The sequence below is a fragment of the Reichenbachiella agarivorans genome (assembly GCF_025502585.1).
Taxonomy (GTDB): Bacteria; Bacteroidota; Bacteroidia; order Cytophagales; family Cyclobacteriaceae; genus Reichenbachiella; species Reichenbachiella agarivorans.
This window is the reverse complement of record NZ_CP106679.1, coordinates 849,050-867,513: the sequence shown is the minus strand read 5'-3', so window position 1 is coordinate 867,513 and position 18,464 is coordinate 849,050. Positions and strand designations below refer to the sequence as shown.

General features: G+C 41.9%; 20 protein-coding genes. 15 read left to right on the top strand and 5 right to left on the bottom strand.

Annotated elements, in window-relative coordinates; translation table 11 throughout:
- Nucleotide 1 precedes the first annotated feature (1 nt).
- From N6H18_RS03595 to N6H18_RS03585, 3 genes are all read right to left on the bottom strand, one after another.
- Nucleotides 2–1,282 (bottom strand): M28 family metallopeptidase, encoded by a 1,281-nt coding sequence (locus N6H18_RS03595; RefSeq protein WP_262310471.1) that lies wholly within the window; start codon nt 1,280–1,282, stop codon nt 2–4.
- Between the two features lie 205 nt (nt 1,283–1,487).
- Complete coding sequence (gene hslV, locus N6H18_RS03590; protein ID WP_262310470.1) at nt 1,488–2,039, bottom strand: ATP-dependent protease subunit HslV; 552 nt, start codon at nt 2,037–2,039, stop codon at nt 1,488–1,490.
- Nucleotides 2,040–2,138: 99 nt separating this feature from the next.
- A complete protein-coding gene (locus tag N6H18_RS03585) occupies nt 2,139–3,767 on the bottom strand; it encodes a pyruvate dehydrogenase complex dihydrolipoamide acetyltransferase (protein WP_262310469.1) in 1,629 nt (542 codons plus the stop codon).
- A gap of 184 nt (nt 3,768–3,951) precedes the next feature.
- On the opposite strand from N6H18_RS03585, the gene N6H18_RS03580 reads away from it, so the two are divergent.
- The 6 genes from N6H18_RS03580 (at nt 3,952) to N6H18_RS03555 (ending at nt 8,960) form a co-directional block, all read left to right on the top strand.
- The gene (locus N6H18_RS03580; protein ID WP_262310468.1) at nt 3,952–4,923 is read left to right on the top strand and encodes a YheT family hydrolase; all 972 of its coding nucleotides are present in this window, start codon (nt 3,952–3,954) and stop codon (nt 4,921–4,923) included.
- The gene (locus N6H18_RS03575; protein ID WP_262310467.1) at nt 4,913–5,614 is read left to right on the top strand and encodes an SOS response-associated peptidase; all 702 of its coding nucleotides are present in this window, start codon (nt 4,913–4,915) and stop codon (nt 5,612–5,614) included. The genes N6H18_RS03580 and N6H18_RS03575 overlap by 11 nt, the downstream gene beginning before the upstream one ends.
- 72 nt (nt 5,615–5,686) lie before the next feature.
- On the top strand, nt 5,687–6,697 hold the full coding sequence (locus N6H18_RS03570; protein WP_262310466.1) for a 3-oxoacyl-ACP synthase III family protein: 1,011 nt from the start codon (nt 5,687–5,689) through the stop codon (nt 6,695–6,697).
- Between the two features lie 63 nt (nt 6,698–6,760).
- Nucleotides 6,761–8,026: a toxin-antitoxin system YwqK family antitoxin gene (locus tag N6H18_RS03565; RefSeq protein ID WP_262310465.1), complete on the top strand. Its 1,266-nt coding sequence runs from the start codon at nt 6,761–6,763 to the stop codon at nt 8,024–8,026.
- 72 nt (nt 8,027–8,098) lie between these two features.
- Nucleotides 8,099–8,428: a hypothetical protein gene (locus N6H18_RS03560; RefSeq protein WP_262310464.1), complete on the top strand. Its 330-nt coding sequence runs from the start codon at nt 8,099–8,101 to the stop codon at nt 8,426–8,428.
- 160 nt (nt 8,429–8,588) lie between these two features.
- Nucleotides 8,589–8,960 carry a VOC family protein gene (locus tag N6H18_RS03555; protein WP_262310463.1) on the top strand — a complete coding sequence of 124 codons (372 nt, stop codon included), beginning with the start codon at nt 8,589–8,591 and terminating at the stop codon, nt 8,958–8,960.
- Nucleotides 8,961–9,147: 187 nt separating this feature from the next.
- On the opposite strand, the gene N6H18_RS03550 is transcribed toward N6H18_RS03555, so the two are convergent.
- Both N6H18_RS03550 and N6H18_RS03545 read right to left on the bottom strand, forming a co-directional pair.
- Entirely contained in the window at nt 9,148–9,672 is a 525-nt protein-coding gene (locus tag N6H18_RS03550) for a DUF6261 family protein (protein ID WP_262310462.1), read from the bottom strand.
- 44 nt (nt 9,673–9,716) lie between these two features.
- Entirely contained in the window at nt 9,717–10,034 is a 318-nt protein-coding gene (locus N6H18_RS03545) for a hypothetical protein (RefSeq protein ID WP_262310461.1), read from the bottom strand.
- A gap of 281 nt (nt 10,035–10,315) precedes the next feature.
- Between N6H18_RS03545 and N6H18_RS03540 the strand changes: the two genes are divergently transcribed.
- The 9 genes from N6H18_RS03540 to N6H18_RS03500 all read left to right on the top strand — a co-directional run bounded on the left by N6H18_RS03540 (nt 10,316) and on the right by N6H18_RS03500 (nt 18,418).
- Nucleotides 10,316–12,121 carry an ATP-binding protein gene (locus tag N6H18_RS03540; protein ID WP_262310460.1) on the top strand — a complete coding sequence of 602 codons (1,806 nt, stop codon included), beginning with the start codon at nt 10,316–10,318 and terminating at the stop codon, nt 12,119–12,121.
- A gap of 470 nt (nt 12,122–12,591) precedes the next feature.
- Nucleotides 12,592–13,431 carry a helix-turn-helix transcriptional regulator gene (locus tag N6H18_RS03535; RefSeq protein ID WP_262310459.1) on the top strand — a complete coding sequence of 280 codons (840 nt, stop codon included), beginning with the start codon at nt 12,592–12,594 and terminating at the stop codon, nt 13,429–13,431.
- Nucleotides 13,432–13,519: 88 nt separating this feature from the next.
- Nucleotides 13,520–14,074: a YbhB/YbcL family Raf kinase inhibitor-like protein gene (locus N6H18_RS03530; protein WP_262310458.1), complete on the top strand. Its 555-nt coding sequence runs from the start codon at nt 13,520–13,522 to the stop codon at nt 14,072–14,074.
- 169 nt (nt 14,075–14,243) lie between these two features.
- The gene (locus N6H18_RS03525) at nt 14,244–14,645 is read left to right on the top strand and encodes a hypothetical protein (RefSeq protein ID WP_262310457.1); all 402 of its coding nucleotides are present in this window, start codon (nt 14,244–14,246) and stop codon (nt 14,643–14,645) included.
- Nucleotides 14,646–14,707: 62 nt separating this feature from the next.
- Nucleotides 14,708–15,280 carry a Crp/Fnr family transcriptional regulator gene (locus N6H18_RS03520; protein ID WP_262310456.1) on the top strand — a complete coding sequence of 191 codons (573 nt, stop codon included), beginning with the start codon at nt 14,708–14,710 and terminating at the stop codon, nt 15,278–15,280.
- A gap of 54 nt (nt 15,281–15,334) precedes the next feature.
- Nucleotides 15,335–15,787, top strand: a complete 453-nt coding sequence (locus N6H18_RS03515; RefSeq protein WP_262310455.1) for a DoxX family protein — start codon at nt 15,335–15,337, stop codon at nt 15,785–15,787.
- Between the two features lie 162 nt (nt 15,788–15,949).
- Nucleotides 15,950–16,453, top strand: a complete 504-nt coding sequence (locus tag N6H18_RS03510; protein ID WP_262310454.1) for a GNAT family N-acetyltransferase — start codon at nt 15,950–15,952, stop codon at nt 16,451–16,453.
- Between the two features lie 307 nt (nt 16,454–16,760).
- Nucleotides 16,761–17,327: a Crp/Fnr family transcriptional regulator gene (locus N6H18_RS03505; protein ID WP_262310453.1), complete on the top strand. Its 567-nt coding sequence runs from the start codon at nt 16,761–16,763 to the stop codon at nt 17,325–17,327.
- 89 nt (nt 17,328–17,416) lie between these two features.
- Nucleotides 17,417–18,418, top strand: coding sequence for an aldo/keto reductase (locus N6H18_RS03500; protein WP_262310452.1), 1,002 nt, complete (start codon nt 17,417–17,419; stop codon nt 18,416–18,418).
- Nucleotides 18,419–18,464: the final 46 nt, after the last annotated feature.

The following is an 18,464-nucleotide window of genomic DNA, read 5'->3' as shown; positions in this document are numbered from 1 at the left end:
GTCACAGTTCATCCGCAAACGCCACTATCAACTTCAAATAGTCTTCAAACTCCGTCAGCGGCAGTGTTTCAGCGCGATCGTAGATGTCGTGGTAGGCTTGAATCCCACCCAACGTGTAGATGAAAAAACAGGGTACTCCCATCTGATCAAACATGCAGTGATCACTGTTGCAGGCTTGGCCTCTGATTTTGACTTGACTTAGCAACTCCATTTCGTCATTGATTGCTGTTAGTCGGTCAAACTGTTCCCGATAGACTGATCCATTTACTACTTGTATGCCGTCCTCGCCCGTGCCTGTGATGTCAAAGTTGACGAGAAATTTAATTTTGGATAGATCAAAAAGTGGGTTTTGGACGAAATACTGTGATCCCAATAACCCCAATTCTTCTCCACCAAAGGCGATGAAGATCGTGTTGAATCGCGGAGGGTGAGTTTGGTAGTGTTTGGCTAGGCTAAGTAGCATGGCTACACCACTGGCATTGTCATTGGCGCCAGGGAATATTGCATTTTCGCCCATCATGCCGAGATGATCATAGTGCGCCGTATATACCATCAAGGAATCAGATCGCTCGCCTGTCATGAAACCGATGACATTCTGAGTTTTGTAATTTTTGTAAAATTGATTTCCTATTTCCAATGAAATTTGATTGATAGCAGTGTATGTGCTGTCTATCTTGAGGATGATGTTAGGTTTGCTATACTGCTGAGTAGATGCCCCCCAGGTGAGTTTGCCCGAGGTAAGGATGATCGTACCAGCAGCGGGGTTTTCAGGATTGTATTTTAGGAATGATATGACTTCATCGATTCTCTGAAGTTGTTCTTTTACAAATTCCTTTCGATCAAAATCCTGAATCAAAATAAATTTTTTATTTGATTCTTGCAGCGTTTGGATGAGAGTCGCTTCATCTAAAATATCTTCGGCTGATAAGCTCAGTACTGGAAAACTACCAGAAAGACCAGGAGACCCTGCTTCGACCAAATAATCTTGTCCTGCAACTATTTCTTTCCCATCGAGGGCTATCATCATAGCCGAAGGGAAGGTATTGACGGAAGTTGTAAAGGTCTGGAAATAGGATTTTTTGAAAGGCTTCAATCCAATTTTTTCAAATTCCTCCGCCACGTATTGTGCGGCAATTTGCTCTCCTTTTTCTACATATCCTCTGCCCTTGAATGCTGGAGAAGCCAGTTTTTGAACCACTTCTTTGGCATAGGGAAGATGTTGGCCTTGACAAACTAACAGGCAAAAGAAGAATAGGAAAGACAAGAGGAGCTTTTTGATCATGTTTTTAGAATTCAAAGGCATTCAAAAATAGCCTCAATGCAAGGCTATTTCAAACATTTTTCCATCGTCAATATTAGCTTATAGTTTCAACCATTGGCTCATAAGTCAATTCAGTTCATCGCTATTTTACTAGTTTGCTTCAAGCACTTGTCTTGAATCTAAAGTCTAGAACCTAAAGTCTAGGGTCTAAAGTCTAGAATCTAAATCAAGACACTGTCTCTACCACCAAGTTGTGGTTGGTATAGATGCAGATGTCTGCGGCGATGTTGAGGCTTTCTCTGACCATTTCTTCGGCGGTCATTTTGTCTCCAGCGAATTTCTTCATGGCGAGTGCTGCTGCTTGGGCGTACATACTGCCTGATCCGATGGTTGCTACGTCGTTGTCTGGCTCTAGGACATCACCTGTACCAGATACGATGAGGATTTCGTCTTTGTCAGCTACGATGAGCATGGCCTCCAGTTTGCGTAAGTAGCGATCTGTCCTCCAATCTTTGGCCAGCTCGATGGCGGCACGCTTCATGTTGCCTCCGTAGGAGTTGAGCTTGGCATCCATTCTTTCTAGCAAGGTGAATGCATCGGCAGTTGATCCTGCAAAACCAGTTACGATTTTGCCATCTTGTAGCTTACGGATTTTTTTGACATTGCTTTTGGCAACTGTATTGCCCAATGTGGCTTGGCCGTCGGCACCTATGGCTACTTGCCCGTTGTGTTTGATGGCACAGACTGTGGTTGATTTGATGATGGGATGTTTTGACATGCTGTATTCGTATTAGATAGAAGTGAACGAAATAAAAAAGCGACTGTTTCAATTACTCATTTGTCATTGAAACAGTCGCTCTGTATAATTGATTCGGGCTTAAATTAAGATCCTAACTGGATCTTCGATGAAGCCTTTCAATGTCTGCAAGAAGGCTGAACCTACTGCACCATCTACTGTTCTGTGATCACAGGTCAAAGTCACTTTCATGATGTTGCCTGGTACGATTTGACCATTTTTCACGACTGGAGTAGCCTTGATAGCTCCTACTGCTAGGATACATGATTCAGGTGCGTTGATGATAGAAGTAAACTCAGAGATGCCAAACATACCCAAGTTGGATACCGTGAAGGTATTGCCTTGCATTTCGTCCAATCCTAGTTTCTTCGCTTTTGCTTTTCCGCCAAACTCTTTTACCTCTGCAGAGATTTGAGCCAATGACTTGTTGTCTGCAAATTTCACTACTGGCACGACCAAACCATCTTCTATTGCCATGGCCACACCGATACTGATGTGGTGGTTCATACGGATGCTGTTGGTTTCGCTGATCCAAGAGCTATTCACCATTGGATGTTTTTTCAATGCAGCGGCTACTGCTTTGATTACGATATCGTTGAACGAAATTTTTGCAGGAGCTGCCATTTCGTTGATGCTTGCTCTAGCCTCCATGGTTTTGTCCATGTCGATTTCCATGGTCAAGTAGAAGTGAGGTGCGCCGAATTGGCTTGCATTGAGACTCTTTGTAATCGCCTTTCTCATTTGAGAAGCAGGTACATCCTCGTAGCTTTCTACACCCACAGCTGCTGCTACAGATCCTCCAGCTGCTACTGCGGTAGCAGTAGGAACAAATGCCTCTACGTCTCTTTTGATGATTCTGCCACCATCTCCTGATCCAGGAATCTGAGCAATGTCAAACCCTTTTTCTTCTGCTAATTTTTTGGCCAATGGAGAGGCTATTACTCTGCCATTGTTGGTGCTATGTGAGCTAGCTGCAGGAGCACTAGGTGCTGGAGCAGCTTTAGGTGTTTCTTTTTTATCTTCTTTAGCAGCAGGCGCTGCTTCGGCTGATTTAGTTACTGATTTGTTGCTGGCTTCTGCTTTCAACAAGGTCTCGTAATCAGCACCTTTTTCACCGATGATAGCGATCACACCGTCGACTGGTACGCCTTTGCCTGCTTCTACGGCAGTGTATAGCAATACGCCATCGTCGTATGATTCGAGTTCCATGGTGGCTTTGTCAGTTTCTACTTCTGCCAGGATATCGCCAGATTTTACTGTGTCGCCTACTTTTTTGACCCATGCTGCGATGACACCTTCTTCCATGGTATCACTCATTTTTGGCATTTTGATCACAGTAGCTTTGATGCCCGAAGTATCAATTTTTTCTGCTGGTTCAGCTGCAGGAGCACTCTCCTCAGTTTTTTCTTTGGCTGGAGCCTCATCCTTTGACTCACTGCCAATAGAAGAAATCAAGCTGTCAATATTTTCACCTTTTTTTCCGATGATGGCGATCACACCGTCTACTGGAACAGAAGCTTTTTCTTCGATACCGATATACAATAAGGTTCCATCCTCGTAAGATTCAAGCTCCATTGTGGCTTTGTCGGTTTCCACTTCTGCTAAAATATCTCCTGATTTTACTGTATCTCCTACTTTTTTGAGCCAAGACGCGATTACACCCTCTTCCATGGTGTCACTCATCTTCGGCATTCTTATTACTTCTGCCATGTTTTTGATTAGTTAAAAATCGAGGCGCTAAATTAGGCTTAAAAGCAACTTAATTCAAATATATCCTGACCTAAAATTGGATTTGTCATCAAGGATATTCCTACTTTGGCTACTTTTTGAAATGAATGCTCTAGATATTTCAAAATTCCTAAATTTGAGGCTCACATTTAAGTAGTTTTTTCAAATGCCACTAATTTCAAATTCAACTTACCTACGTCCGTCTTGGTTGTTCAGTAGACATTTGGAAACAATTGTACCTAGCACGCTGCGTAGGATCAGCGGACCCAAGGTGAAATCACGGGTCAGGATCGAGACGACAGACGATGATTTCTTGGATTTGGACTGGTACAAAAACAATGCTGACAAGGTCTTGATCTTGTCCCACGGGCTCGAAGGGGATAGCCAGCGACCATATATATTGGGGATGGTCAACAAGTTTTTTGCGGAGGGCTGGGATGTGATCGCATGGAACTATCGAGGCTGTAGCGGTGAGCCCAATCGCCAGCCGAAATTTTATCACAGTGGAGCGACATCTGATTTGCACGAAGTGGTTTCTTATGTGCTACAACAGGATTTTAAGGAAGTAGCACTGTCGGGGTTTAGTTTGGGAGGCAATCTGACCTTGAAGTTTCTAGGCGAATATGAACAGGATGCCAGAGTCACAGCAGCGGCTGTTTTTTCTGTTCCTTTAGACCTAGCAGGATGTGCACGAGAGATTGACAAGAGGCACAATGTGCTTTATTCCAAAAGATTCTTAAAATCCCTGAAAGAAAAAGTGCGCTGCAAAAGTGATTTGATCAAGGACATGGTTGATATGGCCAAAATCGAGCAGTCCAAAAGTGTCTATGAGTTTGACAATTATCTCACTGCGCCCATTCATGGTTTTGGGACGGCGGACAATTATTATGCACGCTGCAGCTCCCGGGAATTCATCCATGGAATCAAAATCCCTACGCTAGTGGTCAATGCACTCAATGATCCATTTCTATCCACCTCGTGTTTTGATACAACAAATTTCGTCACATCAGATGATGTTTATTTCGAGATGCCTAAATTTGGAGGTCATGTGGGGTTTAGTTCCGTAGGTACTCGTGGAGTCTATTGGTCTGAGCAAAGAGCATTTGACTTTATTTCGCAGCAAATACATGATCGATAGATACGCTATATATTCAGATTTTAAGGACATCAACAAGCGGTTTGGTTTGGTTGGAGAGGAATTTACTGTTCCTAATTACAACGCATCGCCTGCTCAGCAGCTGCCCGTCATCGCCAACAAGGCCAAGAAGGGAATCTCTTTCTTCTACTGGGGTACCAACAAGCAATGGTCCAACAATAAAAGTATTTCTCCCAAATTGTTGGCGGCTCCATTGGATCAACTGTCAAAAAGTACGACACTGAAAACCGCACTGTCTAAGAGACGCTGCATCATCCCTGTCAATGGATTTTATCAGTGGAAGCAATACAGCAAGAAAAGAATGACACCTCATTATTTTTATTCACCCCATGAGGCACTGATCAGCCTGCCTGGTATCTGGGAGGAATATGAAGACATGGATGGCAAAACAAATTATACCTTCAAGATCATCGAGGTGAAAAATTACTCTGGGATCAGCGAATATGGGGATACTATGCCTGCCGTACTGCCGCAAGACATGGAGGCCAAATGGCTGGATGACTACAGCTCGGATGAAGAGCTATTGGCGATATTAAATAACCGCAGCGAAATCCTCAAACTGACCAATCACCCTGTCTCTCCACACATCAGTGTAGTGACCAACAACTCTGCTGACCTGATCAAACCACAGGCGCAGGTGGATCAACTGGGGAACTACACGCTTTTCGAATGACAGTTTGATTAATTTGGGTTTCTGACCTAAATTAATACAGACCTAGGAAATGAAAGACTAAAAAATACTGACATGAAGCAAGCAAGAATAATTGGTACGGGGCATTATGTGCCAGCGAATGTTGTGAAGAATGCTGATTTGGAAGCACTCATGGATACCAATGATGCTTGGATTCAAGAAAGAACGGGGATCAAAGAAAGAAGGCATATTGTCCCGGGTGGTGAAGACACCACCTCTACCATGGGAGCCAAGGCTTCTCAGATGGCCATCCAAAAAGCTGGGGTCACTGTGGATGAAATTGATTTTATCATCTTTGCTACATTGAGTCCGGACTATTATTTCCCTGGTCCTGGGGTGATGTTGCAAAAGCAACTGGGGTTTAAAAAGGAGATAGGAGCTTTGGATGTTCGAAACCAATGTTCAGGATTTATTTACTCCCTATCTGTGGCAGATCAGTTCATCAAGACGGGTATGTACAAGACCATTTTGGTCGTGGGTAGCGAAGTGCACAGTGGAGGACTGGATATGACCACTCGTGGCAGAGGGGTCTCTGTGATCTTCGGAGATGGTGCTGGAGCTATTGTGATGCAAGCTACCAATGACAAGGACAAAGGAGTGCTGTCGACACACTTGCACGCCGAAGGACAGTTTGCTGAGGAGTTGGCTTTGATCGCCCCAGCGACTACTGATTGGATCCCCAACTACATCGAGAGAAATGATCCCGAAGACATTCGATACTATCCGTACATGAATGGCAACTTTGTATTCAAAAATGCTGTCGTACGCTTCCAAGAAGTAATCAACGAAGCCTTGGAAGCCAATCATTGTAGTGCTGATCAGATTGACCTATTGATCCCGCACCAGGCCAACCTGAGGATCAGTCAGTTCATCCAAAAGCAGATGAATCTCAGCGATGATCGTGTTTTCAACAACATTCAAAAATATGGTAATACTACTGCTGCCTCGATTCCACTAGCGCTCAGTGAGGCTGTGGAACAAGGCAAAGTCAAATCTGGTGATTTGCTTTGTCTGGCGGCCTTTGGCAGTGGTTTTACTTGGGCTTCTGCATTGATTCGATGGTAAAATTTAAATTTTTGTATGCTTTAGCATCGTTTTTGCGTAAACTCATAAAAATTTATTGACAGTATGCATATCCTACGTCGTGTCACGATATTGGCACTTATTTTTCTGGCTCACACTGCTTATTCTCAAGATTTTTATCTGGATATAATCAAAGACTCTACCCTCGTCCGTTCGGGTAAAAAAATGAATGGGTTCAAACAAGGGCTATGGGTCTATAGAGATGCCCAGAAAAACTATGTTGCCAGTGGTTATTTTGTAGATGGTACTCCTGATAGTACTTGGTTTCTCTACAAAAACAATCAAGCGACCGAAAGGGTATCTCTTCGCAATGGGGAAAAAAACGGTCCCTATGTGGTCTTTGATGATGCCGGAGCGGTGATTTTGGAGACATTCTACGAATCCAATATCCTAGACGGTCGCTACATCGAGTATTACCCTGCAGGTAGTCCTGCACTGACGGGCTACTATGACCAGGGCAAGAAGGATAGCATCTGGATCGAGTACAGTCCCTATGGCCTCAAGAACTTCATTCAGATGTACAAGAAGGGCATCTCGATGGGAGAGTGGTACTACTATCATAGCAATGGCAAAGTGTCTATCAAAGAAAATTACCTCAATGGCTACCTGAGTGGTGAGCGTGTGGAGTATTATAAAAACGGTGGGGTAGCAGTCAAGTCGCATTACAAATATGGTGTGCTCAATGGTGCCTATGAGGAATATTTTGAGAATGGCAACCTGAGTGCCAAGGGCAAATTCGTGTCTGGACAGAAAGACGATGTCTGGATCAATATGACCGAAAACAACACAGTCTACTCGATGGGAAGCTATAAAAATGACCTGAAGCACGGACACTGGAAGTATTTTTATCCATCGGGCGCTTTGGAGCTAGAAGGGGATTTCCTCAATGATCAAAAAAACGGCCAGTGGATGGAGTATTATCAGAGCGGAAAACTCAAATCGATAGGGAGCTTTCATCTGGATTTGAAAAATGGCCTTTGGGGTCGGTTTTATGAAAACGGCCAGCTCTTGCAGGATGAAAACTGGGCCTTCGGTCACCTGATGGAAGTCAGTGAGTTTTTTACAGCCAAGGGTGATGCACTACCCAAGGGGACACTCAAACAAGGCAATGGCATCCGCTATGCCTACTACCCCAGCGGTGTGTTGAAGTCAGAAGAGAACTTCGTCGGTGGCTATGCCGAGGGAGTGGCCAAATACTACTTTGACAATGGCAACCTAGAGTCTACCGGTGAGTTCAAGGACAACGAACCCACCGGCACATGGATCTACTACAATCAGCGCGGCAAGATTATCTTGGAGAAGGATTTTTGAGATAGCTGAGAGATTAGCAGTTTATTAGATTTCATATCGTAGATGTGCGATTATTTCTACATATCAATAAGGATGATTGAGGCAATTAAAGCTTTTTGGGTTTTCATAATAGTGCTCGGTGCTACATCCATCAGTGCCCTGGCGATGGAGCAGGATACTGTCACCAAATATTACATAGATGAGGTAGAGGTGACTATCGATAGATTCCACTGCGAACTGGCCAATATGAAGGAGACAGGTGGCTGGTTTTGCCGTGAGACAGATACCGGAGGAGCTACAGGATACGACTGCCAAGACAAGGCCGGACGAGCCTATAAGTACGTCTGCATATCCGAACTCCATGAGAATCGCTGCAGCCTCTCCCGAATCAACGCCCCCGCCTCCAGAACTCTTGACCAGTGAGTATGCTACCTGTGGAGAAAATGCCGATCCATAGATCCTCATCACTCATAACATTCCAAAAAAAATGTAACTATACGACTCAGTGCGTATCTTTATAGGATAGCTGTAGGTCATCTGCTATGGCTACAAAACCTAGAACAGAACACTAAACTGGAATAACATGAAATTAGGAGCATTTTCGATCAGTCTTGCAGTCAAAGACATCCATAAGTCAAAAGCATTCTATGAGAACCTAGGCTTTGTCTACAAGGGGGGAAACATCGACCAAAACTGGGTGGTTCTCAAAAATGAAAATGCCGTCATTGGCCTTTTTCAGGGGATGTTTGAGGACAACATCATCACCTTCAACCCTGGATGGGACGGCAGTGCACAAGAACTAGAAGAGTATGACGATGTACGCGCGATACAAAACCACCTCAAAAAATGTGGTATAGAACTGACTGCCGAAGCTGATGAAACATCCTCTGGCCCAGCACACATCACCTTGACCGACCCTGATGGCAACCATATCCTGATCGACCAACACAGGTAAGATTCAGAATAAGCACCCCAATACAATCCAAAATATAGAACTACGACAAGGCGAAGGGTAAATTTCAAAACGAATCAGAGAGCGGACTGAGCTATTCTAGAAGATGAAGATAGTGAGCATTTGTAATGCGGATAATTGGCTGTACCGCATCTCAGGTGCCAAATAAGATTAAGAACGCATCACACGCTCAAGCAGACCTCCTCGGTGCGGGACAGATAGAGATCGTTGAACTCCTTGTTGGCCAGGGCAGTTCCTCTTTCCAGTCGTCTAGGTGCAGTGCCGTGATGGCAGCCGCCAGTTCGGGCTTGGTAGTCCAGTCGGTCAGCATGCTGCTGATGCCAGCCGTCTCACTCTGGTAGTTTGCTCTAGCGAGGTTCCCACTGCCATATTGCCCCAGATTGCGCAGTAGAGCGAGTGCATGCCCACGGGTAGCCTGGTCAAAATGATTGACATAACCCGACACCACCAGATTGATGCCTGTGACGGCATGGTCACGACGGTCATCGGCAGCTTCCAGCAGCGCGGTTAGGGCGCTGCCTTTGTCTGGGTTGAGTAGGACGGTGAGTTCATCATTTTCGGCTTTCAGCAGGTTGTAAGCCTCTTCTACCTTCAGGGCAGCAGGGTCGTTGCGCTGGATCAGTGCCAATACGTCGCTGTTCAGTTGGGAAAACTCGCTGTTGCGTAACCTAGTGATTGCGATTCCATTGATCATAGTTTAGTTAGTTTATGTGATTAATTTATTTAAAAATAGTATGTTCATTTTCTAGCGATGGTAGCAGCAGGTTTGGGTATTGCTACGATCTGCCCTTGCAGCTTGCAGCAACCCTGCGTACTGCTACGGTCTGTGGTCGCAGCTTGTAGCGACGTTTTGTACTGGTACGATGTGTTCTTGCAGCTTGCAGCGACCCGTCGTACTCGTACGATTTGCTCCTGCAGATTGTGGCAGCCTGTAGTATGGGTACGATCTGTTCCTGCGACTTGTAGCGACTTTGCGAGGAGGTACAATCTGCTCCCGTAGCTGGGAGCGACATAGCCAATGGGATAGCTATGAAGTATATAACTGGTTGGTTTCATATAGGTCAAGTTATTCAATCCTCAGCTTTGCCGCCATCCCTATATTTGGGTATTTTTTGGGTGGTTTGCGGTATTAGAGAGGGAAAAGTTTGTCGCTATGACGGGAGAGGATGTATTTTGCTATGCTGATCAAGTCAAGGTATTCGGTACTTCTGATTTAGATGGTCGGAGTGTTTTGAGTATTGCACTACGTAGAAAAATATAGTGCACTGTAAAAAAGATATAAGGCAAGTATGCGGAACTTTTGTCCGCATGCTCAATTGTTGTGGAGAATTAGCGAAATGGATACTGAGGAAATATTAAAACTAAAAGAGCGAATTGAATTAGCCACCGAAATAGGTGAAAGCTATTATCGAGAATTTAAAAGTGCGCTTGAAGGTCCACCTGACAACAAGACCCCTCGAGATGTAAAAGAGATATGCTACGATGTAGCAAAAACCCTAGTTGCGTTTGCAAACGCAGATGGAGGCGAACTATTCGTTGGAATAGAAGACGATAACCAAATTCTAGGAATTCCACATAATCAGAATGCTGTTCAATTGATATTAGATTCTGCAAAAAACAACATTCTAAAAGAAACTCCTGTCCCAGTTAAAAGAGCTACTATTGTTGAAATCAACTCGAAGAAAGTAGCCTATTTTTCCGTAGACAAAGGCACGAAATACATTCACCAAACCTCAAAAGGAGAATGCTTTCAAAGAAAAGACCGAGAATCAGAACCAACTTCAGCTGACTTAATTCGACTAGAAAGAGATGAAGAAATTTCTAGAGAGTACGATCGTCACTTTATTGATGCAGCTAAAGTAAGTGACTTGGATATTTCTTTAATCAATGAAGTTTCTCAGAATATATTCAAAACAATATCACCAGAGAAATTCCTTCAATATCTAGAGCTAGCAGAGTTTGATGGCGACAGATTGAAGCTAAGGAAAGCTGCAACATTACTGTTTGCTAAAGATGCCCAAAAATGGCATCCACGTATTCAAGTAAGAATTTTAAAGATAAAAGGAACTGAAGAGAAGGTCGGTTCAGAATTTAATGTTCAAGAAGTAGGCGAAGCGAGCGGAAATGTTTTCCAGTTGGTTGATCGTAGTTGGGAATTACTTAGACCACATTTAACAGAAACGAGATTTTCGAAAGACGCACTATTTAGAACGCAGATTCTATACCCTGAAACTGCCTGTAGAGAGGCACTTATAAATGCAATTACCCATAGAGATTATAGTGCTGAAGGAAGAGGAATTGAAGTGAAAATTTATGATGACCGACTTACTATAAGCAATCCAGGTGAACTCCTTTCCTCAATTACAATTAAAGATCTAGAAGAATTAAAAGGCTCTCATCAATCAAGAAATACATACATCGCCCGTGTACTAAGAGAATTTGGGTATATCAGAGAACTTGGGGAAGGAATTAGAAGGATTTTTGAACTTATGTCTCAAAATGATTTAGTAAAGCCTTCACTTGAATCGGCAAATAAGACATTTGCAATAACACTATTTTACAAGCACGTGTATACCAAAGAAGAGAAACTTTGGTTAGAACAATTTGAACCTTTAAATCTTAGTAGAGAGGAAAAAACAGTCGTAAGGTTAGGGCTTAACTCAAGGCTAGTGAGTACTAGGGAAATCTTTGACCAAGTAGGAATAGTGAGTGAAGATGCTTTTAGACAGTTAATTGAATCACTTAGAGGAAAGAGAATACTGAAGAATAAGTTGACCTCTTCGAGGGTTACCAATCTTAAACGCAAGTATGGAAATTCAAGGAAGGCTGTTCCGAGATATGAGATTACTATGCCTGAAGAAGGTAGTGAAACGGAAAAATTTGAAGTAGACTCTTCTGACTATGCGAAAATTTATATAACCAACATTCATTACGATACCACTGAAGATGATATGGAGAAAGCTTTTCAAAGCTTTGGGGAAATAGAAGATATTAGTCTACCGAAGAATCCTTTTAACGGTCGAGGAAGAGGGTTCGGGTTTCTAGAATTTACTAAGAAGGGAAGTGCATTAAAAGCCCTGAAACATACCCATAATATAATTGTGAAAGGAAGAAAACTGTTCGTTCAAGAATTCAAAAAGTAAACTCTCCACAACAAACACTAAAATGAATATTCGAACTGAGATCTTTGATAAGGCATTACAGAAAAGCAACTTCAGTGCTTCTAGCAGTTGGGTCGCATACTCATTTTAGTTGATCGTTGTACTCCATTCCTGCATGAGAAATAGAACCTCAATATTAATATTAATTGGACTTAGCTTAATTGCAATACTATCCCGCTCAGTCGCAATTGCATTGCGACTGAGATATTCTAGAAGATGAATATAGATTGAGCATTTGTAATGCGGATAATTGGCTGTACCGCATCTCAGATGCCAAATAAGATTAAGAACGCATCACAGATGCGCTCAAGCAGAAAGATGGCAATTTCAACCTTTCCAAATTGATTTCAGAAGCAAACGCACGGACAGAGAACATATGAAATTACGCTTGAAATATTACAATTATCAATTAAATAAATTGCACTTTTCCGTGCGTTAGTCAGTATTGCACCTTGAAAACAATCTCCCTCCCAGAACAATTAATTATCAATAAAGGCTCAAGCGTTCTGGCCTTCGATTACCAAGTAGAGCAAGAATCGACCAAACAGCAAGTAAACCTATCTATGAATACCTTCAGTTTCCTGACCGAAGGGAATAAAGAGGTTTACTCAGATACGAAATTTAGTGCCATTTCGAATAGCGAGTTCCTTTTAATGAAGTCAGGTAAGTGCCTTATGACTGAGAAATTTACCGATACGCTGAAAAGGTATAGAAGCATTCTTTTCTTTTTCACGGATGAAGCTCTGCTACGCTTTATAAGGAAATACTCAATTGTGCTATCCAAGATGACAGAAAGGAAATCAGTTCAATCCATTAAATATGATGATTACCTACGATCTTTTGCTAAAAGTCTTGCTCACCTAGTCAACCTATCTTCTGTTCACAGGGATAAAGTTCTACAAGTAAAATTTGAGGAGCTCATGCTGTATCTGATTGATAAGGAGGGGGTGGAATTACTCTCTTCATTCGTAATTAGTACAAACGAACATGAACACCACTTTCAGGAAATAATAGAAAACAACAAGCTCAACCGACTAACAATCAATGAACTCGCCTTCTTGTGCAACATGAGTATATCTACTTTTAAGCGAACATTTGAGAGACAATTTCATGCTTCTCCAAGTAAATGGTTTCAGGAAAGAAGGTTAGAATATGCCGCCTTGTTACTTAAAAGCGAGGGGAAAAGACCCACCGATATCTATTTACAAGTTGGCTATGATTCACTGACCAACTTTATTCAAGCCTTCAAATCCAAGTATGGAATGACTCCAAAGCAATATCAATTGGATTGAGCTTTTAGCAATACTTTTTGAGCCAGCTCAACTAACGGCACTGTTGAATTAGAAATAATATTTGTCTATTAATTTAAAATATACAATTATGAAAAAGATAATCTTATCAGTTGCCTTTGGCATCATCACTCAAGTGTCATTTAGCCAATCAACATTTACTTTGTCAAGTCAGAATCTTGGAGGACAAGCAACCTTAACAGAAGAGTTTAATGGTTTTGGCTGTGTAGGCAAGAACGAGTCGCCCCAATTGACATGGAAGAATGCTCCTGCAGGAACTCAAAGCTTTGCCGTGACGATGTATGATCCAGATGCTCCTACAGGAAGTGGGTGGTGGCATTGGGTAATGTTTGATATCCCGTCTGATATAAACGAATTAGTTAGTAATGCTGGAAATGTCTCGGCCGACCTTGCGCCAAAAAATGCTATTCAAAGTATCACCAATTATGGAGCTAAAGGATATGGCGGTCCTTGCCCACCCGAAGGTCATGGACTACATAAATATGTAATTACCGTATATGCCTTAAAAACAGAAAAGCTAGGGTTAGATGAAAACACAAATCCAGCAATAGTAGGATACTATCTATGGAACAATACCATAGCGAAAGCAAGTATAATCACCTACTATCAAAGAGAGAAAAAGTAAAAGTCTCTAACAAACGATATAGCACATGCCTCTACATAGTTATTTGAAACTGAAGTGAAAAACCGATACTTTAGTAGAACTTTGAAAGTTCAGAGGCACGTGTCATATCTGGATGTTGTGGAGCATTCATAGATTACAACCAACGAAGTAAATAATGTGTCTTTTGAATATGAGAACTACATTTTATATTCTACTAACGTTCATATGTTTAACATTTAGTTGCAATGAGGATGACAACTTAACAGCTTCAGAACTTGAAGCTAAAATTGAACGACTAACAACTAAAATCAATGGAATAATTGATGCATCAACTGGCGAAACCTCGGAAGATTGTAGAACGACATATATTCCAGGAGGAAATGGATGTGGTCCAATTTATGTTTACGGAGTTATGGGCATTGACACCCTAGAACTAGAAAACCTATTTGGCGAACTCAGCAATTCCCAAACTGAATTATATAACCTTAAAGGTGGATCTGTTTGTGATCTTGAATTTCCTGCTAAAGACTCATTAATTAGTGGTTCTTGTAAAGCCTGCTTCGGAATAGAACGAAACTATGAGTGCTTTTAAAGAATGCTAACATGACCTATCATTCATGGGGGTGCAGATGAAAACTGAACTACTAATCCAAGATGGAACAAATCAGGCAATACTTTGAACGTACGATTCAGCAAAAAATTAGCGAGAAGGAATGGATGCTTTTCAGTTCAAAACTTTCGTTTGAAGAATTTCCGAAGAGGCATATTATTTTGAGAGCGGGTCAAACAGAAAATCACCTCTCATTTGTAGAAACAGGCATAGTTCGCTATTTCATACCGAAATTGGAAAATAACCTAACCTTTACTTTTGTCTTTGACAACAATTTTATGAGTGCTTACGACTCTTTCATCACACGAACCCCATCACCCTATCAGATAGAGACCTTAACTAAAGCCACACTTTGGCGCATAACTTTTGATGATCTACAAACCATCTATGAAGAGACAGAAGTGGGGAACTTAATTGGACGAAAAGCAAGTGAGGATTTGTATCTAAAGAAATCGAAAAGAGAGCTTTCACTACTAAACGAGACTGCCGAGCAACGTTATCAAAACTTGTTTTTGGAACAACCACATCTCATTCAATATATACCGCTAAAATATATTGCCTCCTACATCGGGGTAACACCTCAGGCATTGAGTCGAATCCGAAGACGCATTACTTAACCCAAGTTCATTGTTTCTTGTTCTGGCCACATTGATCTTTGTCATAAAAAAGAGATGAAACCTTTAATCATACTAGTAAGCGTATTTGCCATTGCATTGATGGCAAACAAGGTTTTTAGCGGCAATTATGAATTTGCTTTGTCTGCTAGAGTTGCCATGTCGGTGATGCTATTGTTTACAGCTATTGGACATTTTGTCTTTACCAAAGGCATGACCATGATGTTGCCAGACTTTGTCCTCTACAAAAAGGAGATCATTTATTTGACAGGGATTATTGAAATAGCAGCAGCTATTGGACTGTTGATGTCAAATTTCAGAATCGTCACTGCGTGGTTGCTTATCGCCTTCTTCATATGTATGCTCCCAGCAAACATTTACGCTGCTGTAAAACAGGTAAACTATCAGCAAGGTACCTTTGATGGAAATGGTCTGCCCTATTTGTGGTTCAGGGTACCCTTACAAGCTCTTTTCATTGTCTGGACGTATTTATCAACAATCAAATACTGACTAAAAGTACGAACCGCTAACAAACCTATCACCCATAAGCTTACAGAGCTATTTGCAAAGGCTGGTGCGATGAGATACTTTTATAGAAATTTGAAAAGTCCAGCTTACGGATGATAGCTGGACGTTGTGGAGCATTGAGAAAACAGATAAACCATAAGAAAAATGAATGGGGAATTAATATTTCGAAACTTAAAAGAAGCTGATTGGACGCAAGTATCTGAAATTTACCAAGAAGGTCTTAATACTGGAAATGCTTCTTTCGAAATGAGCGCACCAAATTGGAACGATTGGGACAACGGGCATTTAAAAGATTGTCGAATTGTCGCAGAAATAGACAATAAAATTGTTGGCTGGAGTGCATTATCTCCAGTTTCTTCTCGATGCGTGTATGGTGGAGTTGCAGAAGTGAGCGTATATGTTTCTTCGATTTTTTCAGGTCAAAAAATAGGAACTAAATTATTAGAAAAATTGATAGACGAAAGTGAAAATAATGGAATATGGACTTTACAATCTGGAATTTTTCCAGAAAATAAAGGAAGTGTCATAATTCATAAAAAACTTGGGTTTAGAGAAGTTGGTTATCGTGAAAAAATCGGAAAAATGAACGGAATTTGGCGTGACACAATCCTATTGGAGCGCAGAAGTAATAAAACTGGTCTGAAATAAAACTCCCGTATTCAAGTTGAAAATTTGAAGCCATGCACCCTCAACTCGTCATAGATGATGACGAGTTGAGGGTGCAAAGGCTGACAGCCACCCAACTAGACATAGTTTGCAACTATACCCTTTGTATGTTGTCAGACAGGATCAAGCACCGAGCACATTTACTCGCGAACCACAAAGTCATGTGTCCAATAGGCATTTCAAAAGAATAATTAATCCTCTAGATTTGGTAAAAACAAGTGGGTATCACAGAATGGGGTAGCTGCTTGCCGAGTATAATCTGCGACTCAAAAATTCATCCCTGGTTTAAATGAAAATAAAGCTTAGACAACAGATAGAAGAGATTGTTTCTCTCACGGACGAAGAGTTTGAATGGGTATTATCTCACTTCGAGCAAAAAGCATTTAAAAAACATCACCTCATCATCCAGCAGGGCGATTATGTGCAGTACGACTATTTTGTTGCAAAAGGATTGATGAAGGCTGCTCGGATAAGTCCCGAAGGTAAAGAGCATATCATTCACTTTGCCATGGAAAATTGGTGGATAACCGACCCAGAAGCGTTTCATTATGGCACCAAAGCAAGCCTGTCTGTAGATTGCCTAGAAGATGCAATCGTTTTTTCCTTAACCCTGGAGAACAAAGAGAAAATGTGCCGCGACTTGCAGAAAATGGAATACTTCTTTCGGAAGAAAACAACCGCTGGATACATCGCATTACAAAAAAGAATTATGTGTTTTATCAGTAGCAATGCAAGCGACCGCTATCATCATTTGCTAGAGCAATACCCTGCCTTGATCCAGCGCATCCCGAAAACAATGATTGCTTCCTACTTAGGTGTTTCCCGAGAAACACTTAGCCGCCTCATCCCTGCTTAGTGTGACAAACCGCACAGCGTATCTGTGACAATCCTCCTGTGAATTGAGTATTTCATGGCTGAATTTTGCTGAAAAGAAACGCAGTAAAAATGATGGAATACAGAAATTTAGGAAAGTCAGGATTAAAAGTGCCTGTACTAAGTTACGGAACAGGGACATTCGCTGGTACCAACGAGTTTTTTGGTAGATGGGGCAAAACAGATGTGAAAGAGGCCACTAGGCTCATAGACATTTGCTTGGAGCGAGGTGTAAATTTCTTTGACACGGCAAATGTGTACTCTCAGGGAGATTCCGAATCCATTCTCGGTGCAGCGCTATCAGGCAAAAGACAAAACAGCATTGTTTCAACCAAGGCCACATTTCAGATGGGCGCAGGGCCAAATGATAAGGGAGCCTCACGCTTTCACCTAATGAATGCTTTAGACGACAGTTTAAGGCGTTTGCAAACCGATTATATTGATTTGTATATCATGCATGGGTTTGATGCGCATACACCCATGGAGGAGACTTTGCGCACATTGGATGGCATGGTGGGTAGTGGCAAGGTACGCTACATTGGCTGTTCTAATTTTGCAGCATGGCAGCTTATGAAATCGCTATCAGTTTCAGAAAAATTGAATCTAGAGAAGTACATCGTCTACCAAGGTTATTACTCAGTGATTGGCAGGGATTATGAACAAGAATTGATGCCGCTGATCAAAGATCAGGAGTTGGGACTGATGGTATGGAGTCCTTTAGGCTGGGGAAGGTTAACTGGAAAAATCAAGCGAAATCAGCCTATGGGTGAAGGAAGAATAAAATCAGGAGGTGCTATTGGTTCCCCACCTGTCAATGATGAGCTAGTATACGATGTAGTTGATTTACTAGAGCGTATTGCCACAGAAATGGATAAAAGCATTCCACAAGTCGCCATCAACTGGCTGTTGCAAAATGAAACAGTCTCTAGTGTAGTGATAGGTGCAAGAAATGAGAGACAATTGATAGATAATTTGGATTCGGCTGGATGGTCATTATCTCCACAGCACATTGAGGAATTAAACACGTTAACCCGCCCTCACAAAATTTATCCGCATTGGGTAGGGGAAAGGTAGGACTCCTGTAAGCTTCACCCCTTTCTATCATTGCTGATATGATTAC

Bases quoted from the DNA above. Each gene is read 5' to 3' on its own strand.
- N6H18_RS03595 (WP_262310471.1), bottom strand. From the start codon at position 1,282: ATGATCAAAAAGCTCCTCTTGTCTTTCCTATTCTTCTTTTGCCTGTTA.
- hslV (WP_262310470.1), bottom strand. From the start codon at position 2,039: ATGTCAAAACATCCCATCATCAAATCAACCACAGTCTGTGCCATCAAA.
- N6H18_RS03585 (WP_262310469.1), bottom strand. From the start codon at position 3,767: ATGGCAGAAGTAATAAGAATGCCGAAGATGAGTGACACCATGGAAGAG.
- N6H18_RS03580 (WP_262310468.1), top strand. From the start codon at position 3,952: ATGCCACTAATTTCAAATTCAACTTACCTACGTCCGTCTTGGTTGTTC.
- N6H18_RS03575 (WP_262310467.1), top strand. From the start codon at position 4,913: ATGATCGATAGATACGCTATATATTCAGATTTTAAGGACATCAACAAG.
- N6H18_RS03570 (WP_262310466.1), top strand. From the start codon at position 5,687: ATGAAGCAAGCAAGAATAATTGGTACGGGGCATTATGTGCCAGCGAAT.
- N6H18_RS03565 (WP_262310465.1), top strand. From the start codon at position 6,761: ATGCATATCCTACGTCGTGTCACGATATTGGCACTTATTTTTCTGGCT.
- N6H18_RS03560 (WP_262310464.1), top strand. From the start codon at position 8,099: ATGATTGAGGCAATTAAAGCTTTTTGGGTTTTCATAATAGTGCTCGGT.
- N6H18_RS03555 (WP_262310463.1), top strand. From the start codon at position 8,589: ATGAAATTAGGAGCATTTTCGATCAGTCTTGCAGTCAAAGACATCCAT.
- N6H18_RS03550 (WP_262310462.1), bottom strand. From the start codon at position 9,672: ATGATCAATGGAATCGCAATCACTAGGTTACGCAACAGCGAGTTTTCC.
- N6H18_RS03545 (WP_262310461.1), bottom strand. From the start codon at position 10,034: ATGAAACCAACCAGTTATATACTTCATAGCTATCCCATTGGCTATGTC.
- N6H18_RS03540 (WP_262310460.1), top strand. From the start codon at position 10,316: ATGGATACTGAGGAAATATTAAAACTAAAAGAGCGAATTGAATTAGCC.
- N6H18_RS03530 (WP_262310458.1), top strand. From the start codon at position 13,520: ATGAAAAAGATAATCTTATCAGTTGCCTTTGGCATCATCACTCAAGTG.
- N6H18_RS03525 (WP_262310457.1), top strand. From the start codon at position 14,244: ATGAGAACTACATTTTATATTCTACTAACGTTCATATGTTTAACATTT.
- N6H18_RS03520 (WP_262310456.1), top strand. From the start codon at position 14,708: ATGGAACAAATCAGGCAATACTTTGAACGTACGATTCAGCAAAAAATT.
- N6H18_RS03515 (WP_262310455.1), top strand. From the start codon at position 15,335: ATGAAACCTTTAATCATACTAGTAAGCGTATTTGCCATTGCATTGATG.
- N6H18_RS03510 (WP_262310454.1), top strand. From the start codon at position 15,950: ATGAATGGGGAATTAATATTTCGAAACTTAAAAGAAGCTGATTGGACG.
- N6H18_RS03505 (WP_262310453.1), top strand. From the start codon at position 16,761: ATGAAAATAAAGCTTAGACAACAGATAGAAGAGATTGTTTCTCTCACG.
- N6H18_RS03500 (WP_262310452.1), top strand. From the start codon at position 17,417: ATGATGGAATACAGAAATTTAGGAAAGTCAGGATTAAAAGTGCCTGTA.